This window comes from Heliomicrobium sulfidophilum (assembly GCF_057715735.1).
On sequence record NZ_JBVTZZ010000004.1, the window covers coordinates 158,087 to 181,349 of the forward strand.

A 23,263-nucleotide genomic window follows, 5' to 3' on the forward strand; every position below is an offset into this window, starting at 1 on the left:
GTAGAAATCATTGCCTCGGCTTATAGAGGATTGAAACATGATCAGACAGTCGCAGGTCCCGAAGCCCTCCGGGGCGTTACAGTACATGCCTCGCTTTATAGAGGATTGAAACCAGTGTTTGATCAGCATGTTGATGTCGTTGGCGTCTGAGGTTACAGTACAGGCCTCGCTTTATAGAGGACTGAAACGAACTCTTTCGTGTGTGTGTACCCGATTGTGTGTACCGTTGTTACAGTACAGGCCTAGAAGTGATTGAAATTTTGCTTAGGTATCTCTCTGATTACTTGCGTTAACCGGACATTTTTATGAAGAAAATAATTCCGAATACTTGAAATTGGGAACACGGTTATCCTGTTCCCAATTTCGAACACTTTTTTCGTTTACTCCGATTATCCGGGCAAACTCACAGATGGTCAGACCTTTCGTAAGCCGATGCTTTTTTATCCTCTGGCCAAGCGAAACTTCAGGAAGTAAGTCGAAGCAGCCTAGATAAGAAACCGACACCTCAAGTGTCCCAGAAAGATTCCTCAGTATCCGGAGAGTTGGTTGGCCGTGATTGTTCTCAATGTTGCTGATTGTGGCCTCTGTCACGCCTGAGGCCACAGCTAGCTCACGAATCGTCAATCCCTTAGCTGAGCGAGCATGAAACAGGCGCGCGCCTGGCGTATTAGGAACCTTTGGCTGTGTCCCTCGTAGGGGGTTCGCTGTCACAAACGATTTCTTATTAATAGATACTTCTCCCAAGGTGTTCTCTGCACGCTTGTCCCTGCGGGTATCTCGGAGATCCCGAGAAGGAATGCCTCTGCTCCCCCATCGCAGTGGAGCGCTACCGTAACCGGATCTCGGGACCACTTTGGGATCGCATGGACCTTCAGGTAACAGTGTCCCGCCCGGCCTACAACGATCTCGTTGATCTTGCTAAGGGTTCTCCCGCTGGTACTGCTAAGGATTTACCCGCTGATACTGCTAATGAGCCTCCCGTAGGGGAGGAGCGTTCGGAGACAGTATTAAACCGGGTGATCGAGGCACGGAGGCGGCAATGGCGGCGCAACCGCGCGCTTATGCCGGGCCATCCTGCGGCGGTATGCAACGCTCACCTGGATGCGGAGGCGTTGAAGAAAGTTGCCGAGCTCGACGCCGAAAGCGAGACCATATTGGCTCAGGCATACCGGCGTCTCGGGCTGAGCGGGCGAGGTCTGCACCGCATCCTGAAAGTGGCCCGGACCATCGCCGATCTGGACGGCGTGGAAGCGATCGGCATGGTCCATCTGGCTGAAGCACTGCGATTTCGACTCTAGGAAAGGATATCCCTTGACGTGGCAAATAACCTCTAAATCGAATTTATGCCGAATCAAGCCCACCAGAAACCGAACCGTTTCAGAATTTTTTGCAGGATTTATCCAATGTTTCGTCAAATTATGTCGTAACAAAGATGGTGGGGTGGTCAGGCATGGAAGAAAAAAACGTGGGCAACGCCGTTTCATTAGCGGAACTGAAAAAACAGGTATCCGGCGACAGGGAGTTGGCTCCCCTTTATACCGATGCCTTGCTGATCAAAAAACAGGAGCAGCGCCAGGCTCTGCGGGACGTGGCTGTTGCCGCCGCCAAGCTGGCCATGGATGTTCCTGAAAGCAAAGGCGAGACTGTAACGATGAATGTGCTTGATCTGCAGCGCCTCTGTGAGGCCCTCGTGATGCTCAACCAGATTGATGCAGAACTAAACGCTGTCGGTGAAATGGAAGAATAGTTAAAAACTGCCCCTCGGCCCTCATTGCGGACACGAGGGGTTTTTTCATAACGTTTTTTCCTCTATTAACCTCTATTTACTCGAAAAATGCGCTGCTTGGACAAAAAGGAATTTCATCATTCCAGTCGAATATGTAGGCGATTTCACACCCCGCTACGCATCGCCGCCTGAAATCAACAAGTTGTGATGATGACCACAATTTTTGGCGCCTTGCTTGACAGGGATTGGATAACCCGTTAATGTAGATATCGTTCGATGGTACGATTATCCAGACGGGAAAATGGACCAAGGCGCTGGTGTTGAGAGGGGACGAGACCCATGGCCCATCCCCCGGCTCTGACGGAGCGGGAAAGCTGGATCGCCCTGTCGGCGTTGCCCGGCATCGGACCGCGGCGGTTTTACGCCCTCTTGGGGCATTTTGGAACGGCGCGCGCCGCCTGGATGGCTGCTGACGAGCGCTGGGACGGCGTAGGCGGCTTAAGCCGGCAGGGCTGGGAACGGACGTTGCAGTCGAGGCGACGGACCGAGCGGGTGACGGGCCTGTTAAGGCGCCTGGCCCAGGGCGACATTGCCGCCGTCCTCGTCACCGATGAACAATATCCCGCCCTATTGCGAAATATCCCCGACCCTCCGCCCCTATTGTATGTGCGAGGAAGACTTTTGCCGGAAGACGAATCGGCTTTAGCCATCGTGGGCACCCGCAAACCCTCGGCCTACGGCGTGAAGGCCTGCGCCGGTATCACCCGGGAACTGGCGCATCGGAAGCGGACTATCGTCAGCGGTATGGCCCGCGGCATCGACGGGATCGCTCACCAGAGCGCCCTGGAGGCGGGGGGACGGACGATCGCCGTCCTGGCAGGCGGTGTCGATATCATCTATCCTCCGGAACATGGCAAACTAGCCAGCCGTATTGTGGAACAAGGCGCCCTGGTGAGCGAATACCCGCCGGGGACAAGACCGGAACCAGGCACCTTTCCGGCCCGCAACCGGATCATCTCTGGGCTTTCGACGGGCGTCATCGTCATCGAGGCAGGGGAGAAGTCAGGGTCGCTGATTACTGCCGACCAGGCCTTGGAGCAGGGTCGCGATGTCTTTGCCGTGCCAGGGCCGATCACACTGCCTCAGAGCATCGGGACAAACCGCCTGATCCAGCAGGGCGCCAAGTTGATCATTACCGTGGAAGACATCCTCGACGAGGCCCAGCGCCAACTGAGCCTGCCATTGCTGGGACAATCGGAAGCCGGGAACTCTTTAGAGGAGCGCTTTTCAGCGGAATCATCGGAATCGTCTGAGGCGGAGCGCAGGCTCCTGGAGGTCCTGGACTGGGAGCCGAGAAGCGCCGATGAACTGGCCGCCCGGTTGGGCCTATCCGGGGCTGAGGTGTCTGTGGCGTTGACCCTGCTGGAATTGAAGGGACGCGTTCGGATGGAGCGAGGCGGCGGTTTTGTCGCCTGCTAGGTTATAATAGAAAAAATGGGTCAGTTTTGATAGATAAGAGGTGACCTGGTTGTCCAATAAGGTGCTTGTCATCGTCGAATCGCCTGCCAAGGCGAAAACCATCAGCAAGTTTCTCGGTCGCCGCTACCAGGTGAAGGCCTCCATGGGCCATGTGCGGGATTTGCCAAAAAGCCAGTTTGGCGTCGATGTGGATGGGGGCTTCAATCCCAAGTACATCACCATCCGGGGCAAAGGGGAACTGTTGAAAGAACTCCGGACAGCCGCCAAAAAGTCGGACCTGATCCTGCTCGGGCCTGACCCGGACCGGGAAGGGGAGGCTATTGCCTGGCACTTGGCCCAGGTCCTTGGCGTCGATGAACATACGCCCTGCCGCATTGAGTTTAATGAGATCACCAAGTCGGCGATTCAAAACGCCGTTAAAAAACCGCGCCCCATCGATCACAGCCGCGTCGAGGCCCAGCAGGCCCGGCGCATCCTCGATCGACTTGTCGGCTACAACCTCAGCCCCCTCCTCTGGCGCAAGATCCGCAAGGGTCTCTCGGCCGGGCGGGTCCAGTCGGTGGCAGTGCGCTTGATCGGCGACAGGGAAGAGGAGATCAGCGATTTTACGCCGGAGGAGTACTGGTCCCTGACGGCAGACTTGAAAGCTACCCAGGGCAGCCTGCAGGCGCGGCTCATCCGCCAGGACGAGAACAAACTGGAGATCAATAACGGCGAAGAGATGGACCGTATCCTGGGGGAACTGTCCGGGCAGGCCTTCGTCGTCAGCGAGGTCAAGCGGAAGGAAAAGCGCCGCAACCCATCGCCGCCTTTTACGACTAGTTCCTTGCAGCAGGAGGCCTATCGCAAGCTTGGTTTTACGGCCCGCAAGACTATGATGGTCGCCCAGCAACTCTATGAAGGTCTCGATCTGGGCAAAGAGGGCACTGTCGGTCTCGTCACCTATATCCGCACCGACTCGGTGCGCGTCTCCGAGGGCGCCATCGAAGAGGTGCGCCAGCATATCCAGAACCGCTTCGGCGCCGATTACCTGCCTGCCGAACCGCGCGTCTACGAGAACAAGGGCAAGATCCAAAACGCCCACGAAGCCATCCGGCCCACATCGGTGGTCCGGGAGCCTGAGTCGTTGAAAGCGGTCGTCACTAACGACCAGTTTAAGCTGTACAAGTTGATCTATGAGCGCTTTATCGCTAGCCAGATGAGCTCAGCCATCATGGATACGACCACCATTGACATCAAGGCGGGGACTTTCGGTTTTCGCGCCTCCGGATCGGTTCTCAAGTTCGCCGGTTTTATGAAGGTCTATATCGAGGGACGCGACGACGACAGTAAGGAAGAGGAAGGCTTGCTCCCCGAGGTGGCTGCGGAGGAGAAACTGGATCTGCAGAAGCTCGATCCGAAACAGCATTTCACCCAGCCGCCGCCGCGTTACAGCGAAGCCACCCTCGTCCGGGCACTCGAGGAGCGGGGGATCGGGCGTCCTTCCACCTACGCGCCGATCATCGAGACGATTGTGGCCCGTGGCTACGTCGTCCGCGAAGAGAAGCAGTTTTACCTGACTGAGCTGGGCGAGGTCGTCGTCGATCTGCTGAAAGAGCATTTTCCCGACATCATCGATGTCGAGTTTACGGCCGATATGGAAGCGAAGCTGGACGCCATCGAAGAAGGCGCCGCCGACTGGAAGCGTATCCTGCGCGACTTCTACGAGCCTTTCCGGGAAACCCTGGAGGATGCGGAAGAGAAGATCGGCGAGATCGAGATCGCTGATGAGGTGACTGACCAGCTTTGCGAAGTTTGCGGCGCCAATCTGGTGATTAAACAGGGGCGGTTTGGCCGCTTTTTGGCCTGCCCGCGTTTCCCTGAGTGCCGGTTCACGAAGCCTTTACTGGAAGAGATCGGCGTCCCCTGCCCCAAATGCGACGGTCACGTCGTGATCAGGCGGACGAAAAAAGGCCGCAAGTTTTTTGGCTGCAACAACTATCCCGAATGTGATTACGTCTCTTGGGAGCGACCGACCAATGTGCCCTGTCCCCAGTGCGGCAAGCCCCTGGTGCAGAAGGAATCGAAAAAGCTGGGGACGCGTCGCGTCTGCGCCACCGAAGGATGCGGCTATGAAGAGGCCGTTCCTGACGGCGAGAAGGGGACTTCACCCGGCGGCGAGAAGGGGACTTCACCCGGCGGGGCGGCAAGGGAGCCTGGCAAGCTTGGCGAAGCGAAAGTGATGAATCATCGAGCAGAAGAAATCGCAGAAGAACAGGTGACGATAGAGTGACAGTAACGATCATCGGCGCCGGACTTGCCGGTTCGGAAGCGGCCTGGCAGATCGCCCAGCAGGGCGTACCCGTCCAACTTATCGAGATGCGTCCTATCGAGATGACGCCCGCCCACAAGACAAGCGATTTTGCCGAACTGGTCTGTTCCAACTCCTTGCGGGGCGCTGCCCTGGAGAACGCCGTCGGTCTTTTAAAGGAAGAGATGCGCCGACTCGGTTCGCTGATAATGGAAGCCGCCGACGCCCATGCGGTGCCTGCCGGCGGCGCGCTGGCCGTTGACCGGGAAGGCTTCTCCACCTGCATCACGGAAAAACTGGCGAATCATCCTCAGATCACCCTGCGCCGGGAGGAGATCCGGGAAATCCCATCGGACCGGCCGTTGATCATCGCCTCCGGCCCATTGACCTCGCCGGCTCTGTCCCAAGCCATCCAGGGGCTCACCGGTGAGGACTATTTTTACTTTTACGACGCCGCCGCGCCCATCGTCGACGCCGAATCAGTCGATTTGTCGGTGGCCTTCTGGGCCTCCCGCTATGACAAGGGGGACGCCGATTATCTCAACTGCCCCATGGATGAGGGCGAGTATGATCGCTTCTATGAAGCCCTCGTCACCGCCGAGGCCCATCCCCTGAAGGAATTTGAAAAGGAGATCTTCTTCGAGGGTTGCATGCCTGTCGAGGTGATGGCGAAAAGGGGGAAACAGACCCTCCTTTTCGGCCCCCTCAAACCGGTCGGCTTGACGGATCCGCGCACCGGCAGGAGACCCTTTGCCGTGGTGCAATTGCGCAAGGAAAACCGCCAGGGCAGCATGTTCAATCTCGTCGGTTTTCAAACCCATCTCAAGTGGCCCGAACAGAAACGGGTCTTCCAGATGATCCCGGGTCTAGAGCAGGCCGAGTTCGTCCGCTATGGCGTCATGCACCGCAACACCTTCATCAACAGCCCTGCACTGTTGCAACCGACCTACCAACTCCGCAAGGATTCCTCTATCTTTTTTGCCGGCCAGATCACCGGTGTGGAAGGCTATGTGGAATCAGCCGCCGCCGGTCTGGTGGCTGGGTTGAACGCCGCCCGCCTCGCCCAGGGGCGATTGCCTGTCGTCTTCCCGCCGGAAACGGCCATCGGCGCCTTGCCTGCCTACATCACCACTGCTGAGGCCAAGCACTTTCAACCGATGAACGTCACCTATGGCCTCTTTCCGCCGTTGACGGAAAAAGTAAAAGGCAAGCGGCCCCGGCAACAGGCCCATGCTCGCCGGGCACTCGAAGCGATGAACAGGTTCGTGGCGGAGTTAGAGGGATGATTTGCACTAGCGAGTGGGACCGCTGGATCGACAACTACCTCCGCCACCTCGCCGGTGAACGCAACACCTCCGTCCATACGCAAGGAGCTTATGCGGGCGATCTGGCGCAACTGATCGAACTGCTGGAGCAAACAGGGCCGGATGTGCCCCAGCCCGCCGAGGTGAGCGCCGATCGCTTGCGCCTCTGCCTTACCCGCCTCTACGCCATCGGGATGGAGAGAGCATCGCTGGCTCGCAAACTAGCCGCCTGGCGCGGATTTTTTCGCTACCTGATCCGGGAAGGTCAACTGACCAGCCACCCCATGAAACGGCTCAAGTCACCCAAACTCGGTCGACCCCTCCCCAAGACGCTGAGTGAAACCGAAGTATCAGGCCTCCTCGCATCGGCTGAACAAACAGGTGAAGAACCGCTGGCGCTGCGCAACCGGGCCATGGTGGAGCTCTTTTACGCCTCCGGCTTGCGGGTGGCTGAATTGTGCGGGCTCGACCTGGGCGCCCTTGATGCCAGCCTGGGTTATGTGCGCGTCCTCGGCAAGGGCGGAAAAGAACGGATCGTGCCTGTGGGAGAAGCGGCGCTGGAGTCGATCCGGCGTTACTTGGAGCAGGGAAGGCCCGTATTAGCGCGGCGTCAGCGGGAGATATCTCCGGCCCTCTTTTTAAACCACCGGGGACGGCGGTTACATGTGCGTGGCGCCCAGGACATCCTCTCGCGGATCACCGCCGGCGCTGCCTTAAAAAAAGGGATCAGCCCTCACACGCTGCGGCACACCTTCGCCACCCACCTGCTTGACGGTGGGGCGGACCTGCGGTCGGTGCAGGAGATGCTCGGCCACGCCAAACTGTCCACCACCCAGATCTACACCCACCTTTCGGCGGAACGGCTCAAAGAGATATACCACAAAACCCATCCCCGGGCATAGGATCAAGCAGGGGTTGAGAGGAGATGCAGCCTGATGAAGATGATGGGAACGACGATCGTGGCGGTCAAGCAGGGAAACCATGTCGCCGTCGCTGGTGACGGGCAGATCACCTTCGGCGAGCGGACGATCATGAAAGCGACCGCCAAAAAGGTGCGTCGCCTCTACCAGGGAAAGGTGATTGCCGGCATCGCCGGTTCTGTGGCCGACGCATTGACGCTGCTCGACAAGTTGGAGAACAAAATCCAGGAGTTTCGCGGCAACCTGCTGCGCGCCTCTGTCGACCTGGCTAAGGAGTGGCGCACTGACCGGTTTCTGCGCCGCCTGGAGGCGATGATCATCGCTGCTGACGCCAATCACCTGCTGGTCATCTCCGGCAACGGCGAGGTGATCGAACCGGATGACGGCGTCGTGGCCATCGGTTCCGGCGGACCTTATGCCTTGGCGGCGGCGCGCGCCCTGTCGCGCCACTCTGACTTAGCGCCGGGCGAGATCGCCCGGCAGTCGCTCGTTGTTGCGTCGGAGATTTGCGTCTTTACCAACGACCGGATCACCCTGGAAGAGATTGAAGGGACGGGTGAGAAATGACTGCCGTCAATCTGACGCCCAAACATATCGTCGAAGAACTGGACCGCCACATCGTCGGCCAGCAGGTAGCCAAGAAGGCCGTGGCCATCGCCTTGCGCAACCGCTACCGCCGGCAACTGCTTCCGGAAAATCTCCGCGATGAGGTGACCCCCAAGAACATCCTCATGATCGGCCCGACCGGGGTTGGCAAGACAGAGATCGCCCGCCGCCTGGCCCGCCTTGTGCAAGCGCCTTTCATCAAGGTGGAGGCGACGAAATTTACAGAAGTCGGATATGTCGGCAGGGACGTGGAATCGATGGTCCGCGATCTGGTGGAGACGGCCATCCGCATGGTCAAAGCGGAAAGGATGGAAGAGGTCAAGTCGCGGGCCGACCAGGAGGCGGAGGAGCGCCTCGTCGAACTGCTCGTCCCGCAGCCGAAGGCCCCCAAAAACATGTCCAATCCCTTCGAAATGCTTTTTGGAGGGGGGGCTTCGAACCCGCCGTCGCCGCCTAGCAACGATCCGGACCTGCGGGAGAAGCGGGCCATCATCCGCCAGAAGCTGAAACGCATGGAGTTGGAGGATGACTGGCTCGAGATCGAGGTGGACGATAACGCCATGCCCCTCGGCGACATCTTCGCCGGCTCCGGTCTGGACGAAATGGGCGCCAACATCCAGAACATGCTCGGCCAGATCATCCCCCGGGGCCGGAAGAAACGGCGCGTCACCGTCCGGGAAGCCCGCCGGATCCTGGCTGTTCAGGAGGCCCAGAAGCTGATCGATATGGACGCCGTCAACCGCGAGGCCATCGAGCGGGCTGAACAGTCGGGCATCATCTTCCTCGACGAGATCGACAAGATCGCCGCTCGGGAAGGGGGACAGGGACCGGATGTCTCTCGTGGCGGCGTGCAACGCGATATCCTGCCTATCGTCGAAGGGTCCACCGTGATGACCAAATACGGTCCCGTCAAGACAGATCATGTCCTGTTCATCGCCGCCGGCGCTTTTCACGTGAGCAAACCCTCCGACCTGATCCCGGAACTGCAAGGGCGCTTCCCCCTCCGGGTTGAATTGGAACCGCTCAGCCAGCAGGATTTTCAGCGCATCCTGACGGAACCGGAGGGTTCCCTCCTCAAACAGTACGTAGCGCTCCTGTCGACGGAAGCGATCGAACTGGTCTTTCAAAGGGAAGCCATCGAAGCTATCGCCTCCATCGCCTACCGGGTAAACGCCCAGACGGAAAATATTGGCGCCCGCCGGTTGCACACGATTCTGGAGAAGGTTTTAGAGGATGTCTCCTTTGACGCCCCCGATCTTTCCGATAAAAAAGTGGTTATCGACAAGAACTATGTGGAATCCCGTTTAGAAGGAATCTTGCAGCGTGAAGATTTAAGTAGATATATTTTGTGAAAAGCGTTATAATAAACATCTAGATAGAATATTTCCGAATATTCGGCGTCATACACGTCAATAAGGGAGGTCTATTGGGGGAAAATGCGCACGCTGCTAGAAAAAACACGTACGGTAAACAGGCTGATTCAAAAGTCTGCCGGTCATCCCGTCAACTTTGAAGAAATGGCCAAGATCACCAGCGAACTGATCAATGCCAACTGCTACATCATCGGCCGCCGCGGAAAGATACTCGGTTTTAATTTTATGCCCCATTTCGCTTGTGACATCATGGCCGACATCGTCCACCATACAGAACGTTTTCCCGAAAGCTACAACCAGGACCTGTTGCGCATCAATGAAACACAAGCCAACTTTAGTCAGGTATCGAATGCCTGTGTTTTCAACTATGGAGAAACGTGTTCTCATGGTCACAAACTCATGACCGTCACCCCGATCCTGGGCGGCGGACAGCGTCTCGGCACACTCGTCCTGGCCAAGTACAATGAAGAGTTTACTGATGAGGACCTTATCCTTGCCGAGTACGCCGCCACCGTCGTAGGGATGGAGATCCTCCGGGCCAAGGCGGAACGGATGGAAGAAGAGGCCCGCAAGAAAGCGGCCGTTCAGATCGCCATCGGTACCCTCTCCTACAGCGAACTGGAGGCGGTCGAGCACATCTTCTCCGAACTGGAAGGGAACGAAGGCCTCCTGGTAGCTTCCAAGATCGCCGACCGTGTCGGCATCACCCGGTCCGTCATCGTCAACGCCTTGCGCAAGTTTGAAAGCGCCGGTGTCATCGAGTCCAAGTCGCTGGGGATGAAGGGAACCTACATTCGCATCCTCAACGATAATTTGATGGAAGAACTGGAAAAACTGCGCCACTGATCGGTTTTGATAGGGCAAATTATTTCGGTTGCATTATTAATTGTACAATTTCAGATAAACGAGATAAACGAGAAGAAATGAAGGCGCCCATTGGGTAAGCCTTCTTTTTTCGTTTAATTTTTGCAGAGGCAGGAAAAGAGGATTTGGTAAAAGGACAGCGAAGATAGAGAAGCAGCATTGCATGGAACCCCGGTGACGGATCGCCGGTTAAGTGCGCCGCTTGCCATAGAGCGGCATAGATCTGCGCCACGGAAGGCTCGATTTTCTTTTAATGAGGTGAGACCATGGCAGGGCTTCTGGAAACGCCAATCATTCGCAGTTTGGAAAAGGGGCTTGACGCGGCGTTGATTCGCCATCAGGTGATCGCCGACAACCTGGCCAATGTAGACACTCCCGGTTACAAACGCAAAGAAGTTCAGTTTGAAGATGAACTGGCAGCCGTCATCGACCGGGAGGCCTCCGGCATGAGCGGGCGGCGAAGTGATCCCCGCCATATCCCTCTTAGCGGGGGATCGGGGGACCTGACGGCCCGGGTGGTGACACAAGAAGGGGAGAGCTTCCGCAATGACGGCAACAACGTTGATGTGGACCGGGAAATGGCCTTGCTGGCCAAAAACTCGCTCTGGTACAACGGTATGATCAACCAGATCTCCCATAAGTTGTCGGGAATCAAAAACGTTCTGCAGGGGGTGCGGTAAGCGATGCGTTTTCTCTCCTCCATTGACACCAGCGCCTCAGGGCTGACGGCCCAGCGGTTTCGCATGGACATCATCTCCAACAACCTAGCCAACGTAAACACGACGCGCACGGGCAACAGCGACGCTGACGGTGTGTTGCCCTACCGTCGCCAGATTCCGGTTTTTGCGGCTCGTGAAGCCGAACAGGACTCCTTTGCCTCCGCCCTTTCGGCGGCTGAAGACCGGACGAAGGCATCCGGCGGAGGGGTAAGGGTCGTTTCCGTCGTGGAAGACGAGTCCGCCTTCAAAACGGTCTATGATCCCCAGCATCCCGACGCGATTCGCACCGGTCCTCTGGCCGGCTATGTGCGGATGCCCAATGTGAACACTGTTACCGAGATGGTGGACATGATCTCGGCCACCCGCGCCTATGAGGCAAATGTTACGGCTGTAAACGCAGCCAAGTCGATGGCGATGAAAGCCCTCGAAATCGGAAAAGGTTGACGTGGTCTCATAATTTATTCAAAAACAGTACTTTATACCTACACCCTTTTACCAAAATGTCTGTTATTATATCAATGGTTAAGGAGGCGGCCTGATGAACGGACTGCCCATTCGGTTTGACCAATTGCTTCCCTATCGCACCACCCTCGATAAGGCGGAAAAACCTCAAGGTATCGACAATGTCTCGGAAGGGACGCCAAAGAATTTTTCCAATTTTCTTCAAGATGCCCTCAATAATGTGAACAACCTGCATAAGCAGGCCGATGCAGCAGCTGCCGATCTGGCCGCAGGCAAGCCCATCGATCTGCACCAGGTGGTCATTGCCACGGAAAAGGCCGGCATCGCCACGCAGTTGACCATGCAGGTGCGTAACAAGGTGATGGAGGCCTACCAAGAAATCATGAGAATGCAAGTTTAATACAATGCGAATCAGATCATGGTGAAAGGCTGCTGAACAATGAGTGAATGGTTGGAACGGTTGCGCAGCCAATTGAGCGAATTGATGGGTCGTCTTTCCCGCCAGCAGAAACTGATTTTGGGAGGATCCCTTGTTGCCGTAATCGTATCCCTGGTGGCGTTCGTCTATCTGGCCGGACGTCCCGATTATGTCCCGCTTTTTCAAAACCTTGATCCATCTGACGCGGGCGCTATCCAGGCAAAACTGAAAGAGCAGAAGGTGGATTTCCAGGTTTCTGATGACGGAAAAAGCATCATGGTCCCTTCCAAGGACCAAGCCAGCCTTCGACTTGAATTGGCCAATTCCGGCTTGCCCAAGGGAACCGGCTGGGGCTTTGAGACGTTTAATGAGAGCCGGTTCGGGGAGACGGAGAAGGAAAAGGAGATCCGCCTGAAAATCGCCACAGAAACAGAACTGTCAAGAACCTTGCAAAACATCCCCGGCGTGGAAAACGCGCGGGTGATGATCGTGCCAGCGACAGATTCCCTGTTTAAGGGCAACGCCACCGACGCCACTGCGTCGGTTATGCTGATCTTGAAACCCTATACCTCGTTAGATGAAAAACAAATCCGCGGCATCATTCATCTCGTATCGCGAAGCGTCAAGCAATTGAAACCGGAGAACGTCACTGTTATCGACAATTCGGGTAATGTTCTTTCAGAGGGTCTCTTTACCGCTAGCGGGACCGATAGAGTCAATCTGGACGGTTTAGCGAAGGCGTAACTGCAGATCAAGAAGGAATTTGAGACCAATCTGGAGCAAAAGGCCCAGGACATGCTGAACCGCGCTCTCGGGGCGGGGAACGCCGTCGTCAAGGTGACCACCGAATTGGACTTTTCCCAACAGGAAGTCAAGGATGTGAAGCTGGGCAAGCCGGTACCATTGTCGACCCGTGAGACAGAAGAGGCGGGACAAGGTTCTTCCGCTGCCGGCACACCGGGCACCAGCGCCAACATCCCCACCCAGCAGTCGACGAACAACAACACGAGCAGCTACTCGAAGACTGATTCGATTATCAATAACGAGATTCCCAAGACGGAGACACACACCGTCACGCCGCCCGGCTCATCGCTGAAACGGCTCAGTGTATCGGTGATGGTCAATCGCACCCTCACGCCGGAGGAGACCCAGCAGTTGGAAAAGGCGGTCGCCCAGGCCGTCGGCATTCGATATCCCATCCAACCGCCTGCGGCAGGACAGCCTGAACGGGTGGAACAGATCAGTGTCCTCGGCATGGCCTTTGACCGGAGCGCTGTCGATGAAATGAACCGGATCGCCGATCAAGAAAAAGCCTTCCAGCGCTACCTCATGATCGGCGGTGCCGTCCTCGCCCTCGCTTTGCTCATCGGAGCGGGACTGCTGGCCAGGAGAGCCTATCTCCGGCGCAAGCCGGCGCCGGAACCGGAACCTTTGCCCTCGCTGGCTTTTGATACGTCCACGCCAGCGCCGCTTGTCCCTGAACTGACGCCGGAAGAATTGGAAAAACTGGCCCTCCGGGAGAAGATCGAGGAACTGAGTGATAACGATCCGGAAGCGGTTGCCCGTCTATTGAAAACATGGTTAGCGGACGAGTCGAGGTGATGTTGTGACTGCCAAGTCGACCCTCTCCGGAAAACAAAAGGCTGCGATACTGCTGATCTCCCTTGGACCGGAAAAATCGGCCAAGGTGTTTAAACACCTCAAGGAAGAAGAGATCGAGCAGATGACCTTGGAGATCGCCAATATCCGCAAGGTCACTCCGGAACACCGCGATTCCGTCTTTGATGAGTTTCATCAATTGTTTATGGCCTCGGAATATATCAATTCCGGGGGGATCGATTACGCCAAGGAGATCTTGGAGAAAGCCTTGGGACCTCAAAAGGCAATTGAGATCATCAACCGGTTGACCCAATCGCTGCAGGTGCGTCCCTTCGAATTCGTGCGACGCACCGATCCGGGCCAACTCCTCAACTTCATCCAGTCGGAACACTCCCAGACGATCGCTCTGATCTTGGCTTACCTCAACCCGGAGCAGGCCTCCATCATCTTGTCGGCATTGCCGCCAGAGCGCCAGTCTGACATCGCCCGGCGGATCGCCCTCATGGACCGCACATCGCCGGAGGTCATCCGGGAGGTGGAATTGGTGCTGGAACGGAAACTCTCCTCCCTCGTATCTCAGGAGCACACCAGCGCCGGCGGTATCGACACCGTCGTGGAGATGCTCAACCGCGTCGACCGCGGCACGGAAAAGTCGATCATGGAGGCCTTGGAGATTCAGGATCCCGAATTGGCCGAAGAGATCAAGAAACGCATGTTTGTCTTCGAAGACATCGTCATGCTCGACGACCGCTCCATCCAGCAGGTCATGCGGGAAGTGGATACGAAAGATCTGGCATTGGCCCTCAAAGGCTCCAGCGACGAAGTGGTCCAGAAAATCTTCAGAAACGTCTCCAAACGGGCCGGCGAGATGCTGCGTGAGGATATGGAGTTTATGGGCCCTGTCCGCTTGCGCGACGTGGAGGAGGCGCAACAGCGCATCGTCAACATCATCCGCAAGCTGGAAGAAGCCGGCGAGATCATCGTAGCCCGCGGCGGGGGGGACGAACTGATTGTCTAGGGTCATCAAATCGGCTGCCTTTCGTTCCGAGTCGCCGAAAGTGCTCCATGTGTTCCAACCAATCGTCGCTGTCGAGCCGCTGTTGACAGAGGAGGCGCCGACGTCTCCCCTGGAACCGGAAGAGACGGTCGAAGCCCAGGCCGAAAGGGTCCTCGAAGAGACGCGTCTGGCTGTTCAGGAACTGATGATCCAAGCGAGAGAACAAGCGAACGCCATCATTACCGGCGCCAACGCAGAAGCTGCAGCTATCATCGCGGCGGCGGAGCAGGAGGGTGAGGCAATTCGTTTGCGCCAGGCCGAGGAAGGATACCAGCTTGGTATCGCCCAGGGCCTGGAATCGGCCCGGCAGGAGGCGGAAGCCATTATCGCCGAGGCATGGCGTGAAGCGGAAGCGGCTCGCCAGGCCAAATCCGCCTATATCAACAACTCGGAAGCAGAGATGGTGGAACTGGCCATTGCCATCGCTGAAAAGATCCTTGCTTATGAGATCACCAACCGGCAGGATGTGGTGGTCCATATCGCCGCCAACGCCCTCAATAAGGTGCGCGATATGAGCGCTGTCATTCTCAAGGTCAACCCTAAGGACTATCCCCTCGTTCAGTCGATCAAACCGGAACTGACGGCCATGGTCAAGGGGTTGCGCACCCTGGCGGTGGAACAGGACGAGACGGTGACCGTTGGCGGATGTATCATTGAGACCAACCACGGTTACGTCGATGCGCGCATCGATGCCCAGTTGGATGAGGTGCGCAGGGTGATTCGAGAAGTGATGCACGGGTAGGTGGAAGAGCATGCAAAAGTATCTGCAGGCGATAGGAACCATGGACCCGGTGCGGCTGAACGGAAAGGTGTCACAGGTGATCGGCCTCGTCGTCCAGTCTGACGGCCCCAGCGCCAACCTGGGCGAGGTGTGCCTTGTCTCCACCCAGACAGGCAAACAGCGGGTCCGCTCCGAGGTGGTCGGATTCCGCGAAGGCAAGACCCTGCTCATGCCTCTGGGAGAGATGGGCGGCATCGGGCCCGGTTCCCAGGTGCTGGCCACGGCAGACATATTAAAGGTCGCTGTCGGGGAAGCGTTGCTCGGCCGCGTGCTCGACGGACTCGGCAACCCCATGGATGATGGTGGACCTATCGCCACGACAGGTGATTATCCCCTGACAGCGCCGCCGCCCAACCCCTTGAAGAGGCAACGCATCCATCAGCCCCTGCCCCTAGGCGTCAAAGCCATCGACGGCCTATTGACCTGTGGTCGAGGCCAGCGTCTTGGGATCTTTGCCGGATCGGGCGTTGGCAAGAGCACTCTGCTCGGCATGATCGCCCGCAACACGACGGCTGATATCAACGTCATTGGGTTGATCGGTGAGCGGGGACGCGAGGTCCGTGAGTTCATCGAAAAAGACCTGGGGCCGGAAGGGCTCGCCCGTTCTGTTGTTGTCGTCGCCACGTCAGACCAGCCGGCGCTGGTGCGATTGAAAGGCGCCTTTGTGGCGACGGCAATCGCTGAATTCTTCCGGGATCTCGGCAAGGACGTCATTTTGATGATGGACTCGGTTACCCGTTTTGCTATGGCCCAGCGGGAGGTTGGCTTGGCTGTTGGCGAACCGCCGGCCACGCGGGGTTACACGCCGTCCGTTTTCGCCATGTTGCCCAAGCTGCTGGAACGCTCTGGCACCTCTGACAAAGGCACCATCACCGGGCTCTATACGGTGCTCGTCGACGGTGACGACATGAACGAACCGATCGCGGACGCCGTCCGGGGTATCCTGGACGGACACATCGTCCTATCGAGGGACCTGGCCGCCCAGAACCACTACCCGGCCATCGACATCCTCAGCAGCGTCAGCCGGGTCATGATTGAACTGGTCAGTAAGGAGCACCGAGACGCGGCAGCGCAACTGCGCAGCGTTCTCGCCACTTACCGGGAGGCTAAGGACCTCATCGACATCGGCGCTTACCAAAAGGGCGCCAACCCGCAGATCGACCACTCGCTGAAAAAGATCGATGCTTGCCGAGAATTTTTGCGTCAGGACATCTTCGATGCGTTCCCTTTTGACGAGACCATCAGCAAGCTGCGGAATATCTTTGCCGCATGAAGCCATTTCGGTTTAAATTACAGACGCCCCTTGACTTGAAGCTACGGCAGGAAGATGTTTTGAAGGGAGAACTCCAGCGCCAGCAGGAACTGGTGCGGCAAAAAGAAGCCGAACTGGCTGCCTTGCGGGATACGATGGCTACTGCGATGGACAATATCCGACCCCGTCCCAGGGCGCCCTTCAATGTGGAAGAACGGTTGCTCTTTAACCAGTACTGGCTTCGATTGAAGGAGTTGGAGGCGCGGCAGGAGAGGGAACGGCAACGGGAGCAGACCAAACTGGCCGAGATCAGGCAGTGCCTGCTAGAGACGATGCGTGACCGCAAGGTGATGGAGCGGTTGAAGGAAAAACATCTCGCCGACTACAAGAGAACCTTGTTGCGAGAGGAACAGAAACTGCTTGATGAAATGGCTCTCAACCGGTTTAACGGAAATGACGAATATAACGAATAGGGGGGAAGGAGATGGCTGACACAGAAGCGGCGCAGGGAGAGAAAAAAGGGATGTCCATGACGATGCTCTTTTTGCTTTTGGCGTTGCCGGTCGTTTTGCTGGCCGGGCTAACCGCCGCCCAGGTGACCGGTCTCGTTGATCTGGCGCCGCAACTGCGCGGTCTTCCCGTCATCGGTTCCCTCTTCCCGCAGAAGGATCCCGCTTCTGAAGGCTTCCAACAGACGCTGGAAGAACACCGCATCGCTCAACTGCAAGCGGAAAAAGAAGCTTTGGACGCTAAACTGGCCGAGATGCAAGCGGCGGCGGCATCTGCGCAATCCACCGCTCCCCAGGACGACGCCGTGAAACAGCAGAAAGCGGAACTGGAAAAGCAACTGGCCGCCCTGAAGGAACAGGCGGAGAAGGATAAACAAGCCCAGGCTGATCTAGAGAAATTGGCTGAGCGGCTCTCGGTGATGAAAGCGGCCATCGCCGCCAAGATCATGGAAAATCTCCCTGACGATATGGTCAATCAGTTGCTCAACGGGATGGATGTCGACAAGGCGGCCAAGATCACCGCCGCTCTTGCCCCGGCGCGGGCCGCCCGCCTCTCCATGGCATCGGGCGACGGCGATGCGGCGGCCCGGGAAAAAGCCGATTCTGATCTGAAAAAGAGCGAACTCACCAAGAGCAACTATCAGAACCTAGCCAAAACGATCGCCGCCATGAAAGCCGACGATGCAGCCATGTTGATGGAGCAGTTGCCTGACGAGGTGATCGCCTCCATATTGCGGGAGATGAACCAGGACGCAGCTGGAAAGGTGCTGTCGGCGTTGACTTACACCAATCCGACGCGGGCTGCGCGCCTCGTCAATTTGATGGGGACTCGCGGCTGAATTGCCGGATTGATGACTGCTCACAAAGCTTCGCTGAAAGGGGGAATGCCTGGGCTGAAAGACAGCGAACCTGCGTTTTTATTTCAGGAGGTGAATCGATGGCAGACCTATCCATCCTGAATGGGTTGGCTCTTCTTCCCGCATCTTCGCCTTCCGCCGGCGGCGGAACGGGCGGAACAGGAGGAGCAAACAGCACAACCCAAACAGGCAAAGGCTTTTCGAGCTACCTGCAAGACAGTCTCTACTTTTTCCCTAAAACCCAGGAAAACCGGATGAATCAACGAGTAGCCCTCTTCAGTAGCGCCCCAAAAAGTCTTGACTGCCAGCAGGAAACGCAACGAGCCGAAAAACTTGCGGCACGATTGACCCAGCGCGACAGCAAAGCTCCAGAGAGGAGCAACGAACGGAGCCGAGTCCGGCGCAACGACGATCGAGCCGATGAGGCCGCTACCAACGAGGCAGAACCAGTCGCCGACGAAACTGCGCCAGCAAAGAAAAGGTCAACCCAACCGAAGGATCCAGCAAGGGTCGAGGCAGCATCTGTCAAGCAAGAAGATCCGAAGGATGCAGTTCAACCTGCAAAGGTCATTGAAGAGACACCTGTTGCGGCAATCCCGCTCATCGCCTTTGTCACTCAAACAAATCCTCCCGAAGGAGGAGAACTTGTTTCTAACGGTACTGAACTTTCCGCCGAAGCGGAGATGCAGGGCAAGCCGATGCTTCCGTCTATCGCCGCCGATGAGCCGAGACAACCAGACGGCAGCAACGCCAAGGCATTCGCCAGCTTGCTGTCGATGGAATCACTCGAAAAAACCGCGTTGCCTCAGGGACTACCGAGACAACAGAGTCAACCGGAAACACCACTTCTACCGGCCGCTGTCGTCACCGAACCAAAGGCGATGGAAACAAAGACCCCTTCTGCCCTGTTGACAGTCCCGCCGAACCAACTGGCCCTCCTTGCAGGCCTGCGCAAGGAACAAGCTGAGAGCGGTCAAGCCATGGCCGTAACTACAGATCCCCAGCAGGCAGGCGAACCGGCCCAGGTGGAAACAGCAACAGCAAGTCCTGTTACAGTAGCCACTCAAGGGAAAGGGGAAACCTCGACCGGCTGGATGGCTGGAGGGCAGAACCCAAACGCTAACCCCTTTGCCCAGACGAACGTCAAAGGCGCCCCTGCAACAGAAGGGGAAATTTTCCGATTAAATGAGGCCCAGGGACTGAACAGCCGGACGGCTCCTGCGGCAGAAACTGTTTCCGCTTCGCCCAAACCGGCGATGAGCCGTGAAGCCGCAAGTGTCATGCGCTCCGACGTATTCCGCCAGATCGTGGCTAACAGCGAATTGCTGAAGAAGGCAGACACAAGCGAATTGCGGATTCAACTGAAACCGGAGTTCCTCGGCAAGCTGAACCTCAACCTTTCTGTCGAGAACGGCATCGTCTCTGTTCGTTTTGCCGCCGAAAACCCGCAGGTACGGCAGATGCTCGAGTCTAACTTGAATCAACTGAAACAATCGTTGGAGGATCAGGGCTTACGTTTTGACCGTGTGGAGGTTGGCGTCGGTCAACAGGGAGCGGATTCACATCACGGCGCTGGCGATTCTCGTCAATCTTCGTCAGAGCGATGGGAAAGTCTCGGCGGCGGACAAACCAACGAACGGACCGACCTTACAGACAGCAGTTCCATCGATTTCGTTGCCACACGGGCCTACTATCGAGAGGATACAACCGTAGAGTTTCTGGCCTGACGGCCACAAAAGGGGGATAGGCTGATGGCAGGCACGATCGACAATGTGGGCAGCGTTTATACGGCGCCGACAGGGACGACGACGAAAAAGAGCAACAGTGAACTGGGCAAAGATGATTTCCTCAAACTGCTCGTTACGCAGCTCCGCTTCCAAGATCCGATGAAACCGATGGAAGACAAGGAGTTTATCGCCCAGATGGCGCAATTCTCTTCCCTGGAGCAGATGAAGAACATCGCCGATGGCTTTGAAAAATTCCAAACCTCCCAGGAGAACGTCATGAGCGGTATCAACAACGTTCTCGCCAGTTTCATCTCCGTCCAGCAGCAGATGCAGGCCGACAACATGATCGTCTCAGCGGTGAGCTTCGTGGGCAAACAGTTGGAGGCAACGGTGCCTAAACTGGACGAGAAGGGAAATCCGGTGAAAGACCAGGATGGAGACATCGTCACGGAGAAAATCGCCGGCGAAGTGACCGGTGTGAGCATCAGCAACGGCATGGCAGCGCTTCAGGTCCAATATGAGGTCAACGGCGAAAAGAAAACACGGGACGTTCTCTTAAATGAGGTCACAAAGGTAACCCAAGCGAGCTAAGCAAAATCGAAGACAGGGAGGTGGCGGCCTTGGATAACCGAATCCTCTATCCGCAGCCGCTAATCCCGGGCGTCGGCAAACCGAAACCGGGCTCAATCTCTCAGCCATCCGGCCAAACCTCTGGTGATTCCTTTCAAAAGATCCTGGATCAAAAGACGCTCAAATTTTCTTCCCACGCGTTGCAGCGTTTGGCTCAACGGAACATCTCCCTTGGAGAGGCAGAACTGGGCAAGCTGAACGACGCTGTAGATAAGGCGGGGCGCAAAGGGTCGAAGGAATCCCTGATCCTGATGAAGGATCTGGCGCTGGTTGTATCGGTGAAGAACCGCACCGTCATCACGGCTGTCGATGGAAACGCCATGAAAGATAACGTGTTTACCAACATCGACAGTGCTGTCGTCATTACGGAATAAGGGCTGGACCTCCAGAAGGAAGCCCAGGCTGCTGAACGATTGAGGCGGCCATCCGTTTCAAACATGCAAGGAGGTCGTATTTTCTATGATGCGCTCCCTTTTCTCCGGTGTTACCGCGTTGCGCAACCACCAGACGCGCATGGACACCATCGGCAATAATATCGCCAACGTGAATACGATTGGATTTAAAAAGAGCCGCGTCACCTTTGCTGACGCCCTCAACCAGACCACTCGAGGCGCCTCATCTCCTCAAGGCGGGCGGGGAGGCACTAACCCCATGCAGGTCGGTCTCGGCATGAACATTGCCACCATGGAAACGGTTTTCACCCCTACCAGTGTCCAGGGAACAGGCAAGAATTCTGATCTGGCCATCGAGGGAGATGGATTCTTTCTGCTCGACGACAGTGGCTCACAGTACTATACGCGGGCTGGAAACTTCGATCTCGATACAGAATACAATTTCATCCGCACCGACAATGGCATGAAGGTGATGGGCTATATGGCCGATGCTACAGGAGTGATCGATGCCAGTAAAAGTCCTGTGGCGATCAATATCAATGATAAATTGCAGATGCCAGCTTCAGCGACGAATCGTGTTTCCTTCAATAAAAACCTGAACAGCCTTCAGGCCAGTTCTAAGCCAATACAAAAATCAATAGAGATCTATGATTCAAAAGGTGGCAAACACAACCTTGTGTTAACGTTGAAAAATGTCAGTAATGCTACCACAACAAACACATGGCAGGTTTCGGCCCGCGTCACGACGGAAGATCCGGTGAACCAAACAATTACAACAGCAGGTGGAGTGATTCAAGGAACGATTTCGTTTTTTAGCAACGGGATATTTAAGAGTTTTGATGTGACCAATGCCTCGGATTTTGTATTTACAGGCTTAGGCGTCAATCCCATAACGGTCATGCCAATCACTTCTTATCCAGCTAATTATGTCTTCCCATCCGCTCAAACGGATTCGCGCCTCTACCTCGACCTGCACGCCATCACCCAATTCGATTCAGAGACGACGATCGATAAACTCAGTCAAAATGGTTACGCCGATGGCGCTTTGAAGAGCTATGCCATCGACGCAGCGGGTGTGCTGACAGGCACTTACTCGAACGGGCAGAATCGAAAAATGGCCCAGGTTGCTGTGACCACATTCTCCAACCCTGCTGGTTTGCTTAAGGCAGGCTCCAACCTGTACACGCGCACGAACAACTCGGGCGAGCCGAATACAGGCCAGCCAGCTGTCGGCAGCCGTGGCGCCATCACACCAGGGGCGCTGGAGATGTCCAACGTCGACCTCTCCCAAGAGTTCACTGATATGATCACGACCCAGCGTGGCTTCCAAGCAAACAGCCGGATTATCTCCGTTTCGGACAGCATGCTTGAAGAACTGGTTAACCTCAAACGATAATCCTCGACGGGCGGGTGTCCCGCCCGTTTCTTTTCATTGATAATGGAGGGCGGGGCGATGATCAAAGTCAGGCGACTGAATCAAAGCGAACTGGTGATCAATGCGGAATTGATTGAACAGGTGGAGGCGACTCCGGATACGATCATCACCTTAACGACAGGCAAGAAGATCGTCGTATTGGAAAAGCCTGATGAGGTGGTGGAAAAGGTGATCGCTTACCGCCGCGCCTGTCTCCCCTCGCACTTTAATGATAAAATCGAAGAATCACTGACAAAAAGAAGGACCTAGCGGGAAGAACTCGAATGAATGTATAATTAGGTAAGGTAGGGCCTGTATATTTATACCTTTGCCAAGGAAGGAGCGTTTTTCCGGAATGGCTGAAACCGAAAACGCGCCCAAAAAGAAACCGCTGAACATGAAGCTGATCATTATCGCCGTTGCCGTGTTGGTTTCGGCGGCCATCATCGCTGTGGCGGTATTCAAGTTTTTTATCAGTCCGGACGCAGTATCAGAGCATGCGCCAAAAACGACTGTGCCCAAAACAGTGGGGGTTCTTTTTGAGGCTGGCGACTTTACGACCAACCTGGCTGATCCCGGTGGGAAACGCTTTCTCAAAGCCAAGGTGATCCTCGAACTGAATGAGGAGAAAAAGGATGAGAAAAAGCTGGCCGAGTTGAAAGAACAGCTTCCGGTTATCCGCGACCGGATCCTCTATATCCTCAGCGCCAAGACGGTAGAGGACTTCCAAGTTACCGAGAGCAAGGAAAAAGTCAAGAAAGACATCCTAGTAGCTTTGAACAAGCAGTTCGGCGCTGACAAGTTCCGCAACGTTTACTTCCAAGAACTTGTCTATCAATAAGTCCTGCCCGATAGGAAGATGACGGATTTCAGGAGGTGTGAGG

Annotated in this window: 26 protein-coding genes; 25 read left to right on the forward strand and 1 reads right to left on the reverse strand. The window is 56.3% G+C overall.

The window, feature by feature from the left end; translation table 11 throughout:
* Window positions 1-303 precede the first annotated feature (303 nt).
* On the reverse strand, window positions 304-852 hold the full coding sequence (locus AC0CW1_RS02145; protein WP_488181470.1) for a helix-turn-helix domain-containing protein: 549 nt from the start codon (window positions 850-852) through the stop codon (window positions 304-306).
* Here AC0CW1_RS02145 and AC0CW1_RS02150 point away from each other — a divergent pair.
* The 25 genes from AC0CW1_RS02150 (at window position 813) to AC0CW1_RS02270 (ending at window position 23,220) form a co-directional block, all read left to right on the forward strand.
* Entirely contained in the window at window positions 813-1,298 is a 486-nt protein-coding gene (locus AC0CW1_RS02150; RefSeq protein ID WP_488182099.1) for a magnesium chelatase subunit ChlI family protein, read from the forward strand. The two genes, AC0CW1_RS02145 and AC0CW1_RS02150, sit on opposite strands and share 40 nt — an antisense overlap.
* A 152-nt stretch (window positions 1,299-1,450) precedes the next feature.
* A complete protein-coding gene (locus tag AC0CW1_RS02155; RefSeq protein WP_488181471.1) occupies window positions 1,451-1,747 on the forward strand; it encodes a hypothetical protein in 297 nt (98 codons plus the stop codon).
* A 318-nt stretch (window positions 1,748-2,065) separates the two neighbouring features.
* On the forward strand, window positions 2,066-3,205 hold the full coding sequence (gene dprA, locus AC0CW1_RS02160; protein ID WP_488181472.1) for a DNA-processing protein DprA: 1,140 nt from the start codon (window positions 2,066-2,068) through the stop codon (window positions 3,203-3,205).
* A gap of 49 nt (window positions 3,206-3,254) precedes the next feature.
* On the forward strand, window positions 3,255-5,477 hold the full coding sequence (gene topA, locus AC0CW1_RS02165; protein WP_488181473.1) for a type I DNA topoisomerase: 2,223 nt from the start codon (window positions 3,255-3,257) through the stop codon (window positions 5,475-5,477).
* Window positions 5,474-6,781, forward strand: a complete 1,308-nt coding sequence (gene trmFO / locus AC0CW1_RS02170) for a methylenetetrahydrofolate--tRNA-(uracil(54)-C(5))-methyltransferase (FADH(2)-oxidizing) TrmFO (RefSeq protein ID WP_488181474.1) — start codon at window positions 5,474-5,476, stop codon at window positions 6,779-6,781. The genes topA and trmFO overlap by 4 nt, the downstream gene beginning before the upstream one ends.
* Window positions 6,778-7,701, forward strand: coding sequence for a tyrosine recombinase XerC (xerC, locus tag AC0CW1_RS02175; RefSeq protein WP_488181475.1), 924 nt, complete (start codon window positions 6,778-6,780; stop codon window positions 7,699-7,701). Before trmFO ends, xerC begins: the two co-directional genes overlap by 4 nt.
* Before the next feature lie 39 nt (window positions 7,702-7,740).
* Window positions 7,741-8,286, forward strand: coding sequence for an ATP-dependent protease subunit HslV (gene hslV / locus AC0CW1_RS02180; protein ID WP_488182100.1), 546 nt, complete (start codon window positions 7,741-7,743; stop codon window positions 8,284-8,286).
* On the forward strand, window positions 8,283-9,677 hold the full coding sequence (gene hslU, locus AC0CW1_RS02185) for an ATP-dependent protease ATPase subunit HslU (RefSeq protein WP_488181476.1): 1,395 nt from the start codon (window positions 8,283-8,285) through the stop codon (window positions 9,675-9,677). Before hslV ends, hslU begins: the two co-directional genes overlap by 4 nt.
* A gap of 84 nt (window positions 9,678-9,761) precedes the next feature.
* On the forward strand, window positions 9,762-10,544 hold the full coding sequence (gene codY / locus AC0CW1_RS02190; RefSeq protein ID WP_161259053.1) for a GTP-sensing pleiotropic transcriptional regulator CodY: 783 nt from the start codon (window positions 9,762-9,764) through the stop codon (window positions 10,542-10,544).
* Window positions 10,545-10,828: 284 nt separating this feature from the next.
* Window positions 10,829-11,242, forward strand: a complete 414-nt coding sequence (gene flgB, locus AC0CW1_RS02195) for a flagellar basal body rod protein FlgB (RefSeq protein WP_488181477.1) — start codon at window positions 10,829-10,831, stop codon at window positions 11,240-11,242.
* Between the two features lie 3 nt (window positions 11,243-11,245).
* Window positions 11,246-11,725 (forward strand): flagellar basal body rod protein FlgC, encoded by a 480-nt coding sequence (flgC, locus tag AC0CW1_RS02200; protein WP_488181478.1) that lies wholly within the window; start codon window positions 11,246-11,248, stop codon window positions 11,723-11,725.
* Window positions 11,726-11,819: 94 nt separating this feature from the next.
* The gene (fliE, locus tag AC0CW1_RS02205) at window positions 11,820-12,143 is read left to right on the forward strand and encodes a flagellar hook-basal body complex protein FliE (protein ID WP_488181479.1); all 324 of its coding nucleotides are present in this window, start codon (window positions 11,820-11,822) and stop codon (window positions 12,141-12,143) included.
* Between the two features lie 39 nt (window positions 12,144-12,182).
* Window positions 12,183-12,905, forward strand: coding sequence for a flagellar basal-body MS-ring/collar protein FliF (gene fliF / locus AC0CW1_RS02210; protein ID WP_488181480.1), 723 nt, complete (start codon window positions 12,183-12,185; stop codon window positions 12,903-12,905).
* A 51-nt stretch (window positions 12,906-12,956) separates the two neighbouring features.
* Window positions 12,957-13,763 carry a flagellar M-ring protein FliF C-terminal domain-containing protein gene (locus tag AC0CW1_RS02215; protein WP_488181481.1) on the forward strand — a complete coding sequence of 269 codons (807 nt, stop codon included), beginning with the start codon at window positions 12,957-12,959 and terminating at the stop codon, window positions 13,761-13,763.
* Window positions 13,764-13,767: 4 nt separating this feature from the next.
* Window positions 13,768-14,778: a flagellar motor switch protein FliG gene (fliG, locus tag AC0CW1_RS02220; RefSeq protein WP_488181482.1), complete on the forward strand. Its 1,011-nt coding sequence runs from the start codon at window positions 13,768-13,770 to the stop codon at window positions 14,776-14,778.
* The gene (locus AC0CW1_RS02225; RefSeq protein ID WP_488181483.1) at window positions 14,771-15,559 is read left to right on the forward strand and encodes a FliH/SctL family protein; all 789 of its coding nucleotides are present in this window, start codon (window positions 14,771-14,773) and stop codon (window positions 15,557-15,559) included. The genes fliG and AC0CW1_RS02225 overlap by 8 nt, the downstream gene beginning before the upstream one ends.
* Window positions 15,560-15,569: 10 nt before the next feature.
* The gene (fliI, locus tag AC0CW1_RS02230) at window positions 15,570-16,871 is read left to right on the forward strand and encodes a flagellar protein export ATPase FliI (protein ID WP_488181484.1); all 1,302 of its coding nucleotides are present in this window, start codon (window positions 15,570-15,572) and stop codon (window positions 16,869-16,871) included.
* On the forward strand, window positions 16,868-17,323 hold the full coding sequence (gene fliJ / locus AC0CW1_RS02235; RefSeq protein ID WP_488181485.1) for a flagellar export protein FliJ: 456 nt from the start codon (window positions 16,868-16,870) through the stop codon (window positions 17,321-17,323). The genes fliI and fliJ overlap by 4 nt, the downstream gene beginning before the upstream one ends.
* 11 nt (window positions 17,324-17,334) lie before the next feature.
* Entirely contained in the window at window positions 17,335-18,198 is an 864-nt protein-coding gene (locus AC0CW1_RS02240) for a magnesium transporter MgtE N-terminal domain-containing protein (RefSeq protein ID WP_488181486.1), read from the forward strand.
* 98 nt (window positions 18,199-18,296) lie between these two features.
* Window positions 18,297-19,943, forward strand: coding sequence for a flagellar hook-length control protein FliK (locus tag AC0CW1_RS02245; RefSeq protein ID WP_488181487.1), 1,647 nt, complete (start codon window positions 18,297-18,299; stop codon window positions 19,941-19,943).
* Between the two features lie 24 nt (window positions 19,944-19,967).
* Complete coding sequence (locus AC0CW1_RS02250; protein WP_488181488.1) at window positions 19,968-20,534, forward strand: flagellar hook capping FlgD N-terminal domain-containing protein; 567 nt, start codon at window positions 19,968-19,970, stop codon at window positions 20,532-20,534.
* A 20-nt stretch (window positions 20,535-20,554) separates the two neighbouring features.
* Window positions 20,555-20,947, forward strand: a complete 393-nt coding sequence (locus tag AC0CW1_RS02255) for a TIGR02530 family flagellar biosynthesis protein (protein ID WP_488181489.1) — start codon at window positions 20,555-20,557, stop codon at window positions 20,945-20,947.
* 85 nt (window positions 20,948-21,032) lie between these two features.
* The gene (locus AC0CW1_RS02260) at window positions 21,033-22,361 is read left to right on the forward strand and encodes a flagellar hook protein FlgE (protein WP_488181490.1); all 1,329 of its coding nucleotides are present in this window, start codon (window positions 21,033-21,035) and stop codon (window positions 22,359-22,361) included.
* A 57-nt stretch (window positions 22,362-22,418) separates the two neighbouring features.
* Complete coding sequence (locus AC0CW1_RS02265; RefSeq protein WP_488181491.1) at window positions 22,419-22,649, forward strand: flagellar FlbD family protein; 231 nt, start codon at window positions 22,419-22,421, stop codon at window positions 22,647-22,649.
* An 85-nt stretch (window positions 22,650-22,734) separates the two neighbouring features.
* The gene (locus AC0CW1_RS02270) at window positions 22,735-23,220 is read left to right on the forward strand and encodes a flagellar basal body-associated FliL family protein (RefSeq protein ID WP_488181492.1); all 486 of its coding nucleotides are present in this window, start codon (window positions 22,735-22,737) and stop codon (window positions 23,218-23,220) included.
* Window positions 23,221-23,263: the final 43 nt, after the last annotated feature.